The 15,845-nt window shown below is 75.0% G+C and carries 17 protein-coding genes; all 17 read right to left on the reverse strand.

Translation table 11 applies throughout. The features are described 5' to 3' along the window. Positions 1-31: 31 nt before the first annotated feature. The gene (locus tag WCD58_RS01020; RefSeq protein ID WP_337698770.1) at positions 32-736 is read right to left on the reverse strand and encodes an HAD family hydrolase; all 705 of its coding nucleotides are present in this window, start codon (positions 734-736) and stop codon (positions 32-34) included. Then, positions 733-1,743, reverse strand: coding sequence for a quinone-dependent dihydroorotate dehydrogenase (locus WCD58_RS01025; protein ID WP_337698771.1), 1,011 nt, complete (start codon positions 1,741-1,743; stop codon positions 733-735). Before WCD58_RS01025 ends, WCD58_RS01020 begins: the two co-directional genes overlap by 4 nt. Then, positions 1,743-2,213, reverse strand: coding sequence for a PH domain-containing protein (locus WCD58_RS01030; RefSeq protein WP_337698772.1), 471 nt, complete (start codon positions 2,211-2,213; stop codon positions 1,743-1,745). The genes WCD58_RS01025 and WCD58_RS01030 overlap by 1 nt, the downstream gene beginning before the upstream one ends. Further along, a complete protein-coding gene (ribH, locus tag WCD58_RS01035) occupies positions 2,210-2,683 on the reverse strand; it encodes a 6,7-dimethyl-8-ribityllumazine synthase (protein ID WP_337698773.1) in 474 nt (157 codons plus the stop codon). The genes WCD58_RS01030 and ribH overlap by 4 nt, the downstream gene beginning before the upstream one ends. Further along, positions 2,680-3,963: a bifunctional 3,4-dihydroxy-2-butanone-4-phosphate synthase/GTP cyclohydrolase II gene (locus tag WCD58_RS01040; protein WP_337698774.1), complete on the reverse strand. Its 1,284-nt coding sequence runs from the start codon at positions 3,961-3,963 to the stop codon at positions 2,680-2,682. Before WCD58_RS01040 ends, ribH begins: the two co-directional genes overlap by 4 nt. Before the next feature lie 6 nt (positions 3,964-3,969). Next, positions 3,970-4,596, reverse strand: coding sequence for a riboflavin synthase (locus WCD58_RS01045; protein ID WP_337698775.1), 627 nt, complete (start codon positions 4,594-4,596; stop codon positions 3,970-3,972). A gap of 106 nt (positions 4,597-4,702) precedes the next feature. Further along, the gene (gene rpe, locus WCD58_RS01050) at positions 4,703-5,371 is read right to left on the reverse strand and encodes a ribulose-phosphate 3-epimerase (protein ID WP_373696184.1); all 669 of its coding nucleotides are present in this window, start codon (positions 5,369-5,371) and stop codon (positions 4,703-4,705) included. Between the two features lie 103 nt (positions 5,372-5,474). Next, positions 5,475-6,929 (reverse strand): RsmB/NOP family class I SAM-dependent RNA methyltransferase, encoded by a 1,455-nt coding sequence (locus WCD58_RS01055; protein ID WP_337698777.1) that lies wholly within the window; start codon positions 6,927-6,929, stop codon positions 5,475-5,477. A 28-nt stretch (positions 6,930-6,957) separates the two neighbouring features. Next, a complete protein-coding gene (gene fmt / locus WCD58_RS01060; protein WP_337698778.1) occupies positions 6,958-7,884 on the reverse strand; it encodes a methionyl-tRNA formyltransferase in 927 nt (308 codons plus the stop codon). Between the two features lie 3 nt (positions 7,885-7,887). Beyond that, positions 7,888-8,439: a peptide deformylase gene (gene def, locus WCD58_RS01065; RefSeq protein ID WP_337698779.1), complete on the reverse strand. Its 552-nt coding sequence runs from the start codon at positions 8,437-8,439 to the stop codon at positions 7,888-7,890. A gap of 78 nt (positions 8,440-8,517) precedes the next feature. Then, complete coding sequence (locus WCD58_RS01070) at positions 8,518-9,078, reverse strand: TIGR03086 family metal-binding protein (protein ID WP_337698780.1); 561 nt, start codon at positions 9,076-9,078, stop codon at positions 8,518-8,520. A gap of 67 nt (positions 9,079-9,145) precedes the next feature. Continuing rightward, positions 9,146-11,230 carry a primosomal protein N' gene (locus tag WCD58_RS01075; RefSeq protein WP_373696168.1) on the reverse strand — a complete coding sequence of 695 codons (2,085 nt, stop codon included), beginning with the start codon at positions 11,228-11,230 and terminating at the stop codon, positions 9,146-9,148. A gap of 586 nt (positions 11,231-11,816) precedes the next feature. Continuing rightward, positions 11,817-13,013: a methionine adenosyltransferase gene (gene metK, locus WCD58_RS01080; protein WP_337700755.1), complete on the reverse strand. Its 1,197-nt coding sequence runs from the start codon at positions 13,011-13,013 to the stop codon at positions 11,817-11,819. Positions 13,014-13,159: 146 nt separating this feature from the next. Beyond that, positions 13,160-14,416 carry a bifunctional phosphopantothenoylcysteine decarboxylase/phosphopantothenate--cysteine ligase CoaBC gene (gene coaBC / locus WCD58_RS01085; RefSeq protein WP_337698781.1) on the reverse strand — a complete coding sequence of 419 codons (1,257 nt, stop codon included), beginning with the start codon at positions 14,414-14,416 and terminating at the stop codon, positions 13,160-13,162. Next, a complete protein-coding gene (rpoZ, locus tag WCD58_RS01090; RefSeq protein WP_208114446.1) occupies positions 14,413-14,694 on the reverse strand; it encodes a DNA-directed RNA polymerase subunit omega in 282 nt (93 codons plus the stop codon). The genes coaBC and rpoZ overlap by 4 nt, the downstream gene beginning before the upstream one ends. After that, the gene (gmk, locus tag WCD58_RS01095; protein ID WP_337700757.1) at positions 14,691-15,281 is read right to left on the reverse strand and encodes a guanylate kinase; all 591 of its coding nucleotides are present in this window, start codon (positions 15,279-15,281) and stop codon (positions 14,691-14,693) included. Before gmk ends, rpoZ begins: the two co-directional genes overlap by 4 nt. A 40-nt stretch (positions 15,282-15,321) precedes the next feature. Further along, entirely contained in the window at positions 15,322-15,639 is a 318-nt protein-coding gene (gene mihF / locus WCD58_RS01100) for an integration host factor, actinobacterial type (protein WP_133830239.1), read from the reverse strand. Between the last annotated feature and the right edge of the window lie 206 nt (positions 15,640-15,845).

A 15,845-nucleotide genomic window follows, 5' to 3' on the forward strand; every position in this document is an offset into this window, starting at 1 on the left:
CACCGCCGGGTGAGGGCCCTTGCTCACATGACTACGGGGTCGGCTCCGCGGGGAGGGCGAGGAGGCCTTCGACGACGTCGTCGAGGGCGGGGCCGGTGACGTGCGGGACGGCGACGGCGTCGGGGATGCGGCCCTCGAGACGCTCGCAGAACGCGCCGATCAGCCCCGCCGACACCGCGCCGTGGACGTCCCACGAGTGCACGGCGACCAGGGCCGTCCGGGCCGGCGGCGTCGCGATCCGCTCGCACGCCCAGTGGTACACGCGCGCCGGGGGCTTGAACATCCGCAGCTCGGCGCACGACATCACGTCGGTGAGCAGGTCGCGCACCCCGCCGGCCTCGAGCGCCGCGCCCGCGACCTCCGCCGACCCGTGGGTGAACCCGTAGGCCGGCACCCCGGCCTCGGCGAGCCGCCGCAGCGCCGGCGCCACGTCGGGGTGCACCGGCAGCTCCCGGAAGCCGTCGAGCACCGACGCGACCTGGTCGTCGGTGAGGTCGCGCCCGCTCGTGCGCCGCAGCATGTCCGCCGCCACGACCGCGAACGGCGGCGCCTCGCCCGCCAGCGTCATCGCCATGCCCTGGTGCAGCAGCCGGGCGAAGAACAGCTCCAGCTCGTGGCCGGGGCGCCCGAGCGCCTCGAAGCGTGGCCGCAGGCCCTCGAGCTGCAGGCACGTCTCGAAGAGGTCGAACAGCACGACCTGGGGCCGGCGGGCAGGGGCGCGCAGCGGGGCGGTCACGCCTGCCAGGTACCCGCCAGCTCGCCCAGCACCCGCCGCGGCCACGCCGGCCCCCCGTACACGAAGCCCGTGTACGCCTGGACGAGCGTCGCGCCGGCCTCGAGGCGGGCTCGGGCCTCCTCGCCGGAGTCGATGCCGCCCACCGAGACCAGCGTCAGCCGCCCGCCCACCCGGGCGTGCAGCCGGGCGAGCACCGCGCGGGCGGGGCCCACCAGCGGCGCACCCGACAGCCCCCCGGACCCGGCCGCCGCGACGACGTCGGACGGCGAGGCCAGGCCGGTGCGCGCCACCGTGGTGTTGGTGGCGACGATCCCGTCGAGGCCCTGGGCCACCGCGAGGTCGGCGACGGCGTCGACGCCCTCGTCGTCCAGGTCGGCGGTGATCTTCACGAGCAGCGGCGTCGACCCCACCTCGGCGCGCACCGCGGCCAGCAGCGGCTCCAGCGCGTCGACACCCTGCAGGTCGCGCAGGCCCGGCGTGTTCGGCGAGCTGACGTTGACGACCACGTAGTCGGCGTGCGGGCCGAGGATCCGCGCCGAGTACCGGTAGTCCGCGACGGCGTCGGTGGCGGTCTTGGAGCGGCCGATGTTGACCCCGACGACGGTGCCCGCGCCCCGCTCCCGCAGCGTCGCGAGCCGGGCGGCGACGACGTCGGCGCCGGCGTTGTTGAAGCCCATCCGGTTGACGAGCGCCCGGTCGGCGGGCAGCCGGAACAGGCGCGGGCGCGGGTTGCCGGGCTGCGGGCGGGCGGTCACCGTGCCGACCTCGACCGCACCGAAGCCCAGGCGCGCGAGCCCCCGCACGCCCTCGGCGTCCTTGTCGTAGCCGGCGGCGACGCCGAGCGGGTTGGCGAAGCGCAGGCCCATGGCCTCGACGGGTGCCGCCGGGCTCGCGCCCGGGGAGAGCACCGGCGTCGCCGCGCGCAGCGCCGTCACGCCCACCCGGTGGGTCAGCTCGGCGGGCACACGCGTCGCGACGTGCCGGAACAGCGAGTCGTAGAGGCCCATCAGTGGTACTGCGCGTGCAGCTTCCGCAGCGCGCTCACCCCGCGGGCGGCGTGCCCCCGGTCGACGGCCTGCAGCGCCGAGATCGTCAGGTACTCGTCGTCGGGCAGCTCGAGTCGGGCGAACTGCGCGCCGTCGGGGAAGCTCACCGCGAGGATCCCGGACCACGGCACGCGGCGCGTGAGGATCGTGGCGCGCACCTCGACCCCGCCGGGCCCGGCGCGCAGCCGCGGGCGGGTGAACAGCAGCGCGCAGCCGGCGAGGATCGTCCCGAGCACGACCATCGCGACCTGGTCGGCGGGCCGGAAGTTGAAGCCCGACGACTCGACGAACACCAGCAGCGCGCCCGCGCCGAAGAACGCGAAGAGGAAGACGGCGAGCACCCAGGCGACCAAGCGGATCCGCACCGGGCGCACCTCGAGCTCGACCTCGCCGAGGTCGAGGCCCTCGGGCGGCACGACGGGGCTGGTCATCGCGCGAGCTGCTTCAGAGTCAGCGCCGCATCCAGCGCCGCCACGGTGGCCTCGAAGCCCTTGTCCTCGCTGGAGGTCGGCGTGCCGGCGCGCGCCCAGGCCTGCGCCTCCTCGTTGACGGTCAGCACGCCGTTGCCCACCGGCGTGCGGGCGTCGAGCCCGACGCGCAGCAGGCCGGCGGTGACGGCGTCGCAGACGTAGTCGAAGTGCGGGGTCTCGCCGCGGATGACGACGCCGAGCCCGACGACCGCGTCGTGGTACTCGGCGAGGCCCTGGCACACCACCGGCAGCTCCATGGCCCCGGCGACGCGCACGACCGTCGGCTCCGCGGCCCCGGCCTCGGCGGCCGCGTCGCGGGCGCGCTCGAGCAGCACGTCGGTGATCGTCGCGTTCCAGCGCGTCACCGCGATGCCCAGCGTCAGGCCCGCCGCGTCCGGGACCTCGACCTCCGGGCGCCCCTCGCCGCTCACGCCCGCGTCCCGCCCACGGCCTGCTCGCCGTCGGTCGGCTGCGCGACGACCCCGTCGTCCTCGGTGTCGAGGCCCTCGAGGTCGTGGCCCATGCGGTCGCGCTTGGTGCGCAGGTAGCGCAGGTTCTCCGGGGTCGCCCGCGCCGGGAGCGCCACGCGGCCGAGGATCTCCAGGCCGTAGCCCTCGAGCCCGGCGCGCTTCTCCGGGTTGTTGGTCAGCAGGCGCATCGAACGAATGCCGAGGTCGGCGAGGATCTGCGCGCCGGTGCCGTAGTCGCGGGCGTCGGCGGGCATGCCGAGCGCGAGGTTGGCGTCGACGGTGTCCGCGCCGGCGTCCTGCAGCTGGTAGGCCTGCAGCTTGTGGATCAGGCCGATCCCCCGGCCCTCGTGGCCCCGCACGTAGAGCACGACGCCGCGGCCCTCGGCCACGACCGCCGCCATCGCCGCGTCGAGCTGGGGCCCGCAGTCGCAGCGCCGCGAGCGCAGGACGTCGCCGGTGAGGCACTCGGAGTGGACGCGGACCAGCACGTCCTCGCCGTCGCCGATCTCGCCGTGCACGAGCGCGACGTGCTCGATGCCGTCGAGCAGCGAGTCGTAGCCGTAGGCGACGAACGTGCCGTGGTCGGTCGGGATGTTGGCGTGCGCGACCTGGACGACCTGCTTCTCCGAACGGCGCCGGTAGGCGATCAGGTCCTTGATCGTGATGAGCGAGAGCTCGTGCTCGTCGGCGAAGACCTGCAGCTCGTCGAAGCGGGCCATGTCGCCGTCGTCCTTCTGCGACACGATCTCGCAGATCGCGCCGGCCGGGGACAGCCCGGCGAGGCGGGCCAGGTCGACCGCGGCCTCGGTGTGCCCGGGGCGGCGCAGCACGCCGCCGTCGCGGGCCCGCAGCGGCACGACGTGCCCGGGCCGCGAGAGGTCGGTGGGCCCCGACTCCGGGTTCGCGAGCACGCGGATCGTGTGCGCCCGGTCGGTGCCCGAGATGCCGGTGCCGATGCCCTCGCGGGCGTCCACCGACACCGTGTACGCGGTGCCGTGCCGGTCCTGGTTGATCGAGTGCGCGGGCGGCAGGTCGAGCCGGTCGCAGCCCTCGCCCGTCAGCGGCACGCAGATGTACCCCGACGTGTAGCGCACCATGAACGACACGAGCTCCGGCGTCGCGCACTCCGCGGCGAACACGAGGTCGCCCTCGTTCTCGCGGTCCTCGTCGTCGACGACGACCACGGCCTTGCCCGCGGCGATGTCGGCGATCGCCCGCTCGATGTGCTCGAAGCCCTCCACCTGCTCCTACTTCCCCTGTGACGTGCCCGCGGTGTGGGCTCCCACGAGGCGCTCGACGTACTTGGCGACCACGTCGACCTCGAGGTTGACCGTGGATCCCACGGCACGCTCCCCCAGGGTCGTCTCGCGCAGTGTGGTCGGGATGAGCCCGACGGCGAAGGACTCGTCGTCGACCTCGGTGACCGTGAGGCTGACCCCGTCGACGGCGATCGAGCCCTTCTCGACGACGTACCGGGTCAGGCCGCCGTCGACCCGGAACCGGACGGTCGTCCACGCGTCGTGCTCGGTGCGCTCGACGACGGTGGCGGTGCCGTCGACGTGACCCTGGACGATGTGCCCGCCCAGCCGGTCACCGGCGGCCACGGCACGCTCGAGGTTCACCCGCGTGCCCGCGGTCGCACCGGCCAGCGAGGAGCGCCGCAGCGTCTCGCCCATGACGTCGACGCCGAACTCACCGGTGGCGGGGTCGACGACCGTCAGGCAGACGCCGTTCACCGAGATCGAGTCGCCGGGGCGCGCGTCGGAGGTGACGACGGGGCCGCGCACGCGCAGCCGCGCAGACCCTCCCGCGCCGTCCTCCTGCGCGACGACGTCGACGATCTCGCCGACCTCCTCGACGATCCCCGTGAACACAGCGTTCCCCTTCGTCCCTGGCTCGTCCTGGCCCGGCCGTGGCGACCCGACCGCCATCATCCTCACGACGCGCTCCGGTGGCAGTGCCACCGTGGTGATGCCGCTCTCACCCCTGCCCGAGGTACGCGGCCACGCGCACCGCCTGGTCGCGCAGCGCCTCGACCGCCCGTTCGGGGTCGTCGGCGCCGTACACCGCCGACCCCGCGACGAAGCAGTCGACGCCGGCCTCGGCGGCCGCCTCGATGGTGTCCCGGCTGATCCCGCCGTCGATCTCGACGATGACGTTGAGGTGCCCGGTGTCGACGAGCCGCCGCGCCGTGCGCACCTTGTCGAGCACCTCGGGCATGAACTTCTGCCCGCCGAAGCCCGGCTCGACGCTCATGACGAGCAGCGTGTCGTAGTCGCGCAGCACCTCGACCCAGTCGTCCAGCGGCGTGCCCGGCTTGATCGACAGGCCGGCGAGCGCGCCCGCGGCCCGGATGTCGCGCGAGCACTTCCGGGGGTCGTTGGCCGCCTCGGCGTGCACGGTGACGTTCTGCGAGCCCGCCTCGGCGTAGCCCGGCGCCCAGCGGTCCGGGTCGTTGATCATGAGGTGGCAGTCGAGCGGGATGTCCGTGGCCCGCTCCAGCGCCTCGACCACCGGCAGCCCCAGCGTCAGGTTCGGCACGAAGTGCCCGTCCATGACGTCGACGTGCAGCCAGTCCGCGCCGGGGACCGCGTCCGCCTCCTCCTTGAGGCGGGCGAAGTCCGCGGACAGGATGCTCGGAGCGATCATCGGGGCACGCGCCACGTGACGGATGGTAGTCGCCTCGTTGGTCCGGGTGGTCACACGGGAGACGAAGCGTCAAGACGAGCACGCCGATAGGGGAGCTCGACCATCAGCGTCTGCGCAGAACGGCGGCGTACATGGCGTCCGTGCCGTGGCGGTGCGGCCACAGCTGGATCCCCGGCCCGTCGTGAGCGGTGGTGTCCGGCACCTCGGGCAGCAGCGCGGGCGTGTCGAGCAGCTCGGCACCGGTCTCGGCCGCGACGGCGGTGACGACGGCCGTGGTCTCCTCCGGGTGCGGCGAGCAGGTCGCGTAGGTGACGACGCCGCCGGGGCGGGTGCGCTCGATCGCCGTGCGCAGCAGCGCGCGCTGGAGCTCGGTGAGCTCGGCGACGTCCTCGGGCTGCCGGCGCCACCGGGCCTCGGGCCGGCGGCGCAGTGCGCCGAGCCCGGTGCACGGGGCGTCGACGAGGACGCGGTCGTAGGCCTGCTCGGGGTGCGCGATCTCGCGGGCGTCGCCCGTGTGGACCCGCACCGGCAGGCCCTCGACGGCCTGCTCGACGAGCCGCGCGCGGTGCGGCGCGCGGTCGACGGCGTCGAGCGTGGCGCCCTCGATCGCGGCGAGCGCCCCGAGCATCACGGCCTTGCCGCCGGGGCCCGCGCAGAGGTCGAGCCAGCGGGTGTCCTCGCCGGGGACCGGTGCCCGGGAGGCCACCAGCGCGACCAGCTGGCTGCCCTCGTCCTGGACCACGGCCAGGCCCTCGCGCACCGGGGCGAGCTCGCCCGGGTCGCCGCCCTCGGTGAGCAGCACGCCGTACGGCGAGTACGGGGACTCGTCGCCGCCGGTGATGGCGGCGAGCTCCTCGGCGGAGATCTCGCCGGGGCGGGCGGCGAGGTGCACGGCGGGGCGGGCGTCGTCGGCGGCGAGGGCGGCGCCGAGCTCGTCCTCGGAGCCGAGGGCCTGCGCGAACACCTCGGCGATCCAGCGCGGGTGCGCGTGGGCCAGCGCGAGCCGACCGAGGGCATCCGGCGGGGCGAGGCGCTCGACCCAGGCGGCCTCGTCGCGCTCGGCCACCCGGCGCAGCACCGCGTTGACGAACCCGGTCGGCCGCGACCCGGCCCGCGAGCGGACCAGCTCGACCACCGCGCTCACCGCGGCGTGCGGGGGGATCCGGGTGCGCAGCAGCTGCTGGGCGCCGAGGCGCAGGGCGTCGAGGACCACCCCGTCCAGCTCGTCGAGCGGGCGGTCGCAGCACGCCGCTAGGACGGCGTCGAGGAGCCCCTGGGCGCGGCAGGCGCCGTAGGTGAGGTCGGTGGCGAGCGCCGCGTCGCGCCCGGAGATCCGCCGCTCGCGCAGCAGCGCGGGCAGGGCGAGGTTGGCGTACGCCGCGTCCTCGCGGACGGCGCGCAGGGTGTCGAGCGCGGCCTCGCGGGCCGGGTCGCCGGACGGCGGGCGGCCCGGGCCCTGCCGGCCGCGGGGCGGTCCGCTGCGTCGCCTGCGGTCGTCCTTGCGGCGCGGGCCCTTGCCGGAACGGTGCCCGCCGGGCGGGACGGAGCTGTCGGTCATACCCACCCCGTCGCTTCGCTCGCCCCGGTCATACGAACCGCTCCCCCGCCTCGGGGCGCACGCCGCGGGCCCAGTCGACCGCGGGCATCGCCTTCCTGCCCTGGGGCTGGACGTCGCCGAGCGCCACGGTGGCCGTGGCCGTCCCGACCAGGACCCGCTGGCGCTCGACGCGGATCGAGCCCGGCTCGAGGCCCGCCTCGCCGGTGGTGAGCACCGGGCCGAGCTTGAGCCGGGCGTCGCGGAACGTCGTCCAGGCGCCGGGGGCGGGGGTGACCGCGCGGATCAGCCGGTCGACGGCGGGCGCCGGGTGGGTCCACAGCACGCGGGCGTCGTCGACGGTGATCTTCGGGGCGTACGAGACGCCGTCGGTGGGCTGGGGCACCGGGGCGAGCTCGCCGTCCTCGATGCCGTCGAGCGTGCTCGCGAGCAGCGCCGCACCGGACGTCGCGAGCCGCTCGAGCAGGACGCCGGCGGTGTCGTGGCGGCCGATCTCCTCGGTGACGGTGCCGTAGACGGGGCCGGTGTCCATGCCTTCTTCCAGGGCGAACGTGCTCGCGCCCGTGATCTCGTCGCCCGCCCGGATGGCGGCCTGGACGGGCGCGGCGCCGCGCCAGGCCGGCAGCAGCGAGAAGTGCAGGTTCACCCAGCCGTGGCGGGGCACGTCGAGGGCCTCGCGGCGCAGCAGGTTGCCGTAGGCGACGACGGGGCAGCAGTCGGGGGCGAGGCCGGTCAGCTCATCGAGGAACGCGGGCTCGTTCGCCTTGTGCGGCGTGAGGATCGGGATCCCGGCCTCGTCGGCGAGCGCGCCGACGGGGCTGCGCTGCGGGCGGCGCGAGCGTCCGGCCGGGGCGTCGGGCCGGGTGACGACGGCGACGACCTCGTGGCGCGCGCTGTCGAGGAGGCGCTGGAGGGAGGGCAGGGCGGGCTCGGGCGTGCCCGCGAAGACGACGCGCACGGGCTACAGGGCTCGCCCGAACAGCGGGTGCGGGCTCGTCTTCACGGTGGGCGGGGCGCCGGCGTCGAACCAGGGCGCCTCGCGGATCGCCTTCATCGCCTCGCGGCGGGTCGCCGGGTCGAGCTTGTCGAGGAAGAGGACGCCGTCGAGGTGGTCGGTCTCGTGCTGGATCGCGCGGGCGACCAGCGCCGTCCCCTCGACCGTCTGCGGCTCGCCGTACATGTCCCACCCGGTCGCGACCACGTGCTCGAAGCGCCGGCAGTCGAAGCGCAGCCCCGGGATGGACAGGCAGCCCTCGGGGCCGACCTGCTCGGTGTCGTCGGCGGCGTTCCACGTCGGGTTGATCATGTGGCCCTCGACGTCGTCCGCGCGGAAGGTGAACACCCGCAGCCCGACGCCGATCTGCGGTGCCGCGAGGCCCGCTCCGCCCTGGTCGCGCATGGTCTCGTGCAGGTCGGCGACGAGGGTGCGCAGCTCCCGGTCGAAGTCGACGACGGGGTCGGCCTTCGTGCGCAGGACGGGGTCGCCGAAGAGGCGCAGGGGCTGGACGGTCATCGGTCCTCTCTCACCGGAGACGGCGTGCACCGGGAGCTCGGACCCGTGCTGTCTCGACCGTCCAGCGTAGTCCTCGCGTCAGGGCTTCCACGCGGGGTCGCGGCCGATGAACCCGAGCAGGCGGGTCTGCGCGTCGGCGTCGTCGGGCACGGCGACGCGGGGGCCGTACTGCCCCGAGCTGCGGATGATCTCCTCCATGCCCTCCATCCCGTCGACCAGCACGGCGCACTCGCCGGGGTCGAGGCGGTCGTCCTGGCCGGTGGCGCGGGCGAGGTCCCACGTGTGCATGAGGACGTCGGTCGTATAGATCATGTCGAGCATCGCGGCCAGCTCCATCGCGCCCATGTGCGGGTTCTCGATGACCCGCCCGGCCGTCCCGGGGTCGTCGAGGAGGGCCTGGACGGCCGCGACGTGGGCGTCCCAGGCGGCGACGGGGTCACCGTCGCCCGGGCCCGGCGGGAGGTCGACCCCGGACGAGGCCAGGAACCCGGTCGACCAGCCCGTCAGGTGCCCGACGACGTCGCGCGCCCGCCACTCGGGCACCGGCGTCGGGACGTCCCAGTCGCCCGTTCCGTGGACGCGCTCGGTGAAGGCGGCGGCGATCCGGCGGTGACGGTCGGCCGGGGTTTCGGTGGTCATGGCGTGGCTCCCTTGTTCAACCTGTTGGTTGATTACGGTGGCACGTGTCTGCTCCGCGGTCAACGACTCAGAGCGGGTCGAGCGGGTCGAGCAGCACCCGGACCGGCTCGCGCTCCTTGCGCGCCGAGCGCACCGCCTGGGCCGCGTGGAGCTCCCTGGCCAGGGTCCGGCCCTCGGTGCGCGGGACGCGGACGAGGCAGCGCTCGGCGCCCTCGGTGCGCTCCTCGGCGCCGGGCAGCTTGGTGCCCGGCGGCAGCTCGACGGGTCCGAGCACCTCGACGGTGTCGGGCAGGGCGGCGAGCAGGTCCGCGACCGCGGGCGGCGGCCCGTCGACCGCGGCCATGCGCATCGCCGGCGGCAGGGCGAGCTCGTCGCGCGCGGCGAGCTCCGTCGCGGCGGAGCCGGCGGGGTCCCAGCGCACGAGCGCCTGCACCGCCGGGGTCGACGAGTCGGCGACGACGACCACCCGTCCCCCCTCGCCCGCCGGGCGGACCAGCGCGGCGGCCCCGAACCACCGGCGCAGCGTCTCCTCCCCCGCGCGCAGCTCGGGGCGGGCGAGCAGCACGGCGCCGTCGAGCAGCAGCGCCGCGCCGTAGCCGCCCTCGGCCACCGGCTCGGCGCCCGGGGTGGCGACGACCAGGGCGGGGTCGCCGGGCACGTGGTCGAGCACCGTGGCGCCGCCGCCGGAGCTGCGCACCACCGTCTGCGGGAACGCGCGGCCCAGCTCCTCGGCCGTCCGGGCCGACCCGACGGCGAGCGCCCGGAGCTTCGGCGAACCGCAGGCACCGCAGCGGTAGGCGGCATCCGGGTGCCCGCACCAGCGGCAGACGGGGGCCGCCTCGCCACCGGTCGGAAGGGCGAGCGGACCGGCGCAGCGGCGGCACCGGGCGGGCTCGCGGCAGTTCGCGCACGCCACGGCGGGCAGGTAGCCCTTGCGCGGCACCTGCACGAGCACCGGTGCCCCGGCGGTCAGGGCGGCCCGGGCGGCCTCGAACGCCACCGACGGCACGCGGGCGGCGCGCGCGGCGGGGTCGCGCATCAGCTGGCGGTCGTCCTCGCCGATCGCGGTGACGCGCGGGCCCCGGGCGCGGACGGTGGCGCGGTCGGCGACGACGTCGTGCGCCCAGCCGCTGGCCACGAGCAGGGCGGCCTCGGCCGTGCGGGCGAACCCGCCGACGAGCAGGGCGGCGCCGTCGCGGTGCGCGCGCGTCATGGCGACGTCGCGGGCGTGGGGGTAGGGCGCGCGGGGCTCGGCGTGGGAGTCGTCGCCGTCGTCCCACACGACGATCAGCCCGGGGTCCCGGACCGGCGCGAACGCCGTGGCGCGGGTGCCGACGACGATGCGGACCTGCCCGCGCGCGACCGCCAGCCAGCGGCGGTAGCGCTCGGCGGGGCCGAGGTCGGCGGCGAGCGCGACGACGGCGTCGGCGCCCGCCACGGCCTCGCAGGCGGCCTGGACGCGGTCGAGGTCACGGCGGTCGGGCACGACGAGCACGGCGCTGCGCCCGCCGGCGGCCGTCGTCGCGGCGGCCTCGGCGAGGCGGGCGGGCCAGTCCTCGCCGGGCAGGGCCTGCCAGACGGCGTGGGCTCCGCGGCCCTGGGCGAGCGCCTCGAGGAGCGCGGGGCCGCGGGGGTAGGCGCCCCAGCCGTGCTCCTCGGGGGCGCGGGGTTCCGGGCGCTCCGGGGGCGTCTCGGCCTCGACGCGGGCGTGACGCGGCGGGACCGCGAGGCGCAGGACGTCGGCGAACGTGCCGGCGTAGCGGTCGGCGACGGCGCGGCAGAGCCCGGCGAGCTCGGCGCCCAGGACCGGCTCCGGCGACACGACCTTCTCGAGCCACCCCAGCCGCCCGGTGTGCTCGCTGGTGTCCTCGCGGGCGAGCACGAACCCGTCCACGAGGCGCCCGGCGAACCGGACCCGCACCCGCGCGCCGGGCACGGCGTCGGCGGAGAGCTGCTCGGGGACCTGGTAGTCGAAGGCGCGGTCGAGGTGTGCGAGGTTCACGTCGACGGCCACCCGCGCGACCGGGCGTTCCTCGGCGGGCAGGCGCTCGTTGCGGTGCGGCTTCTTCGGCGCCGGCGCGGGCTTCTCGGCGGGCTTCTCCACGCGGGGCGGCGCCGCGAACAGCGCATCGCTCCCCTCGCCGGCCCTCACGGACCCCGGTCTACCAGAGCCGGCCGACGATCATCGCGCCCTCCGCCCACCTCGCCCCGACCGCGCCCCGACCTCGCCCCGACCTCGCCCCGACCTCGCCCCGCCGCCGGTGATCAGCAGGCGGAAAGACACCTCGCGGGCCCTCGTCGACGTGGGTTTCGACCTGCTGATCTCCGGCGCTGTACCCGACGTCCGGCGACCGGCACGTCACGCGGGTCCGGGGTCGCGTCGACGATGCGCGGCGCGCCTCTCGCGCCGCGCCACCAGTCCCCGACCCGTGATCAAGGGCGTCGTCATGCACCTCGAACCGGTCCGGGAGGTTGATGGCGGCGCCCGTGATCTCCCCGCGCGTCGCCGACCCGGCCCCGTGCCGATCGAGCTGGCGGATTCTCTGACGTTGAACGCGAGCGTGGCCGCCACGCTGGAACACCCCGCGCCACGCTGGAACACCCCGGGCACACGCCGCCGAGCACACGAACGGCCCGGTCACCCCGCGGACGGGGTGCCGGGCCGGCGTGTCGCGAACCGAGCATGTGGCGATCCTGGCGTCAGACGCCAGCAACGCCGCATCGCTCGTACTGAGACCTCAGCTGGCGATCGACTTCAGCGCGTCGGCGCGGTCGGTGCGCTCCCAGGGGAGGTCGAGGTCGTCGCGGCCGAAGTGGCCGTACGCCGCGGTCGGCTGGTAGATCGGGCGCAGCAGCTGCAGGTCGCGCACGATCGCGCCGGGGCGCAGGTCGAAGACCTCGTGGATGGCCTTCTCGATCTGCTCCGGGTCGACGTTCGCCGTCCCGAAGGTCTCGAGGAACACCCCGACGGGCTCGGCCTTGCCGATGGCGTAGGCGAGCTGGACCTCGGCGCGCTTGGCCAGGCCGGCGGCGACGACGTTCTTCGCCACCCAGCGGCCCGCGTAGGCGGCCGAGCGGTCGACCTTCGACGGGTCCTTGCCCGAGAAGGCGCCGCCGCCGTGGCGGGCGTAGCCGCCGTAGGTGTCGACGATGATCTTGCGGCCGGTCAGGCCGGCGTCGCCCATGGGGCCACCGGTGACGAAGCGGCCGGTCGGGTTGACCAGGACGCGGGTGTTCGAGGAGTCGAGGTCGATCCCCTCGAGCACCGGCTGGATGACCTTGGACCGGATGTCCGGGGCCAGCAGGTTGTCCAGGTCGATGTCGGCCGCGTGCTGGGTCGACAGGACCACGGTCTCGACGCTGACGGGCTTGTCGCCGTCGTAGGCGATGGTGACCTGGGTCTTCCCGTCCGGGCGCAGGTACGGGAGCGTGCCGTCGCGGCGCACCGCGGTCAGCTTGCGGGCCAGACGGTGCGCGAGCCCGATGGGCAGCGGCATGAGCTCGGGGGTGTCGGCGTCGGCGTAGCCGAACATGAGCCCCTGGTCGCCCGCGCCCTGCTTCGCGATCTCGTCCTCGGAGCCCTCGACGCGGGACTCGTAGCCCTCGTCGACGCCCTGCGCGATGTCCTTGGACTGCGCGCCGATGGAGATCGAGACACCGCAGCTCTCGCCGTCGAAGCCCTTGGCCGACGAGTCGTAGCCGATGTCCAGGATCGTCTTGCGGACGATGTCCACGTAGTTGACCTGGGCGTTGGTGGTCACCTCGCCGGCGACGTGCACCTGCCCCGTCGTGACCATGGTCTCGACCGCGACGCGCGACTTCGGGTCCTGCGCCAGCAGGGCGTCCAGGATGCCGTCGCTGACTGCGTCACAGATCTTGTCTGGGTGGCCCTCGGTGACGGATTCGCTGGTGAACAGACGCCTAGCGGGCACAATCTCTCCCTGCCTCGACAATGGGACCCGTCCACACTAACGGCATCCCGCTCTTCCGCGAGGACGCTGACCTGGCTGAATGCCATGCCTGTCACAGAACGGTTGTGTTCATCGCCGAATCGTGGGAATGCGCCGACCAGAGCAATACGTCAGGGCAGCCGCTCGGCGACGGCATCCCAGACACGCGCGGCCAGCGCGGCTTTCGAGCCCATGGGCAGGCTCGTCGTCGAGCCGTCGGCGCCGAGGAGCCAACCCTCGTTGTCCTCCGTCTCGAACGCCTTCCCGGCGCCGACGGCGTTGACGACGAGTAGGTCACACCCTTTGCGCTCGAGCTTGGCGCGCGCGTAGTCGAGCACGCTGCCGCGCTCGTCGCCGGTCTCCGCCGCGAAGCCCACGACCAGCCGGCGCGGGACGTCCTCGGTGACCAGCTCGCGCAGGATGTCCGGGTTGAACTCGAGGGGGATCGAGGGCGCCTCCTCCCCCTTTTTGATCTTGCCGACCGACGTCGACGCGGGCCGGAAGTCGGACACGGCGGCGGCCATGACGACGACGTCCGCGGCCTTCGACGCGTCGAGCACGGCGTCGCGCATCTCGCGGGTGGTCTGCACGCGGCGCAGGTCGACCGCGGCGGGCGGGTCGAGGTCGGCGATCGTGCCGGCGACGAGGGTCACGTCGGCGCCGCGCTGGGCCGCGACGCGGGCGAGGGCATAGCCCTGGCGGCCCGACGAGCGGTTGCCCAGCGTGCGCACCGGGTCGAGCGGCTCTGCGGTGCCGCCCGCGGAGACGACGACGCGCCGTCCCTCGAGGTCGCGCGGCAGCGGGAACGGCTCGGTGCCGCCCGCGGCGTGGCCCGTGCCCCACTCGAGCAGCAGGCGGGCGAACTCGGCGATCTCGGGCGGCTCGGGCAGGCGCCCGGGGCCGGTGTCGGCGCCGGTGAGACGCCCGGACGCGGGCTCGAGCACCACCGTGCCGCGCCGGCGCAGCGTCGCGACGTTGTCGACCGTCGCGGGGTGCTCCCACATCTCGGTGTGCATCGCGGGCACGGCGAGCACCGGGCAGCGCGCGGTGAGCAGCGTGGAGGTGAGCAGGTCGTCCGCGCGGCCGTGGGTCATCCGCGCCAGGAGATCGGCTGTCGCGGGGACCAGGAGCACGAGCTCGGCACGCCGCCCGAGGGCGACGTGCTCGACGTCGTGGACGTTCTCGAAGACCCCGGACATGACCGGGCGCCCGGACAGCGCCTCGAACGTCGCGGCGCCGATGAACTCGAGCGCCGACCGGGTGGCGACCACCTGCACGTGGTGGCCGGCCTCGCGCAGGCGCCGCAGCACCTCGCAGGCCTTGTAGGCGGCGATGCCGCCGGAGACCCCGAGAACGATCTCCCGGGGTCGGTCGACGGCCTCGGTCACTCGCCCTCGGTGTGCTCGAGCAGGCCGGAGTGGATCTCGCGCATGGCCACCGACAGCGGCTTCTCGCGCGGGCCCGGCTCGACGAGCGGGCCGACGTACTCGAGCAGCCCCTCGCCCAGCTGGGCGTAGTAGTCGTTGATCTGACGGGCGCGCTTGGCCGCGTAGATGACCAGCGCGTACTTGGAGCTCACCGTCTCCAGCAGCTCGTCGATCGGGGGGTTGGTGATGCCCTCGGGCCCCTCGAGAATGCTGCCGGTCCGCCCGGTGGGAATGCTCACTCGCTCGCTCCTGCAGAGGTCGCGCCGGACGCGGAACGGTCCGACGATGTGGGAACACTCAACTCTACCAACCGGCGAGCGGTCTCCCCGATGTCGTGGTTGACGACGGTGACGTCGAACTCGCTGCTCGCGGCCAGTTCCTCGCGGGCCGTGGCCAGCCGGCGGTCGACCACCTCGGTCGCCTCGGTGCCCCGGCCGATCAGGCGGTCCACCAGGACCTCCCACGACGGGGGCTCCAGGAAGACGAACAGGGCGTCCGGCCGCTGACCGCGCACCGCCCGGGCACCGGCCAGGTCGAGCTCGAGCAGCACCGCCTCACCGGCGGCCAGGTGCTCGTCCACCGGGGCCCGCGGCGTGCCGGAGCGATGCATGCCGCCGTGGATCTCCGCCCACTCGAGCAGCTCGCCCTCGGCGATCATGCGGTTGAACTCGGCGGCCGAGACGAAGTGGTAGTCGCGCCCGTCGACCTCCCCGGGCCGGGCGGCCCGGGTGGTCGCCGAGACGCTGAACCACAGGGGTGCGCGGATGCGCCGGAGCTCGGCGACCACCGTGCTCTTCCCGACTCCCGAGGGCCCGGCCAGCACCATCAGCCGGCCGGGCCCGCGGGCGGGGGAAGGACTCACAGGCTCACTCGCCGGAGAACTCGTCGAGCAGAGCCTTGCGCTGACGCTCGCCGAGGCCGCGCAGCCGGCGGCTGGGGGCGATCTCGAGGCGCTCCATGATCTGCTGGGCGCGGACCTTGCCCACGCCCGGCATGGCCTCGAGCAGTGCCGAGACCTTCATCTTGCCCAGCACCTCGTCCGAGTCGGCCTGCTCGAGCACCTCGGAGAGGCTGGTGCCTCCCCGCTTGAGCCGCTCCTTGAGCTCGGCCCGGGCACGGCGAGCGGCGGCGGCCTTCTCGAGCGCCGCGGCCCGCTGCTCCTCGGTCAGCTCGGGTAATGCCACGTTCTCCTCCGGGGGTCGTGACGGCGGACCGGCTCAGGGGATCCGGCCCGTGGTGGCGAATGGGCTTTGACCAGTGGTGCGAACGTACCGCGCGAGCCCGACACCGACAGTCCGTGGGGCGGGAATGTCCGCAGGTCGGGGCCTCTCTCGTACGGGGTCACACGGGGAACGGCCGACACCGTGACCGGACGGAGGTCGCGCCCACC

The sequence above is a fragment of the Actinomycetospora flava genome, assembly GCF_037400335.1.
Lineage (GTDB): Bacteria > Actinomycetota > Actinomycetes > Mycobacteriales > Pseudonocardiaceae > Actinomycetospora > Actinomycetospora flava.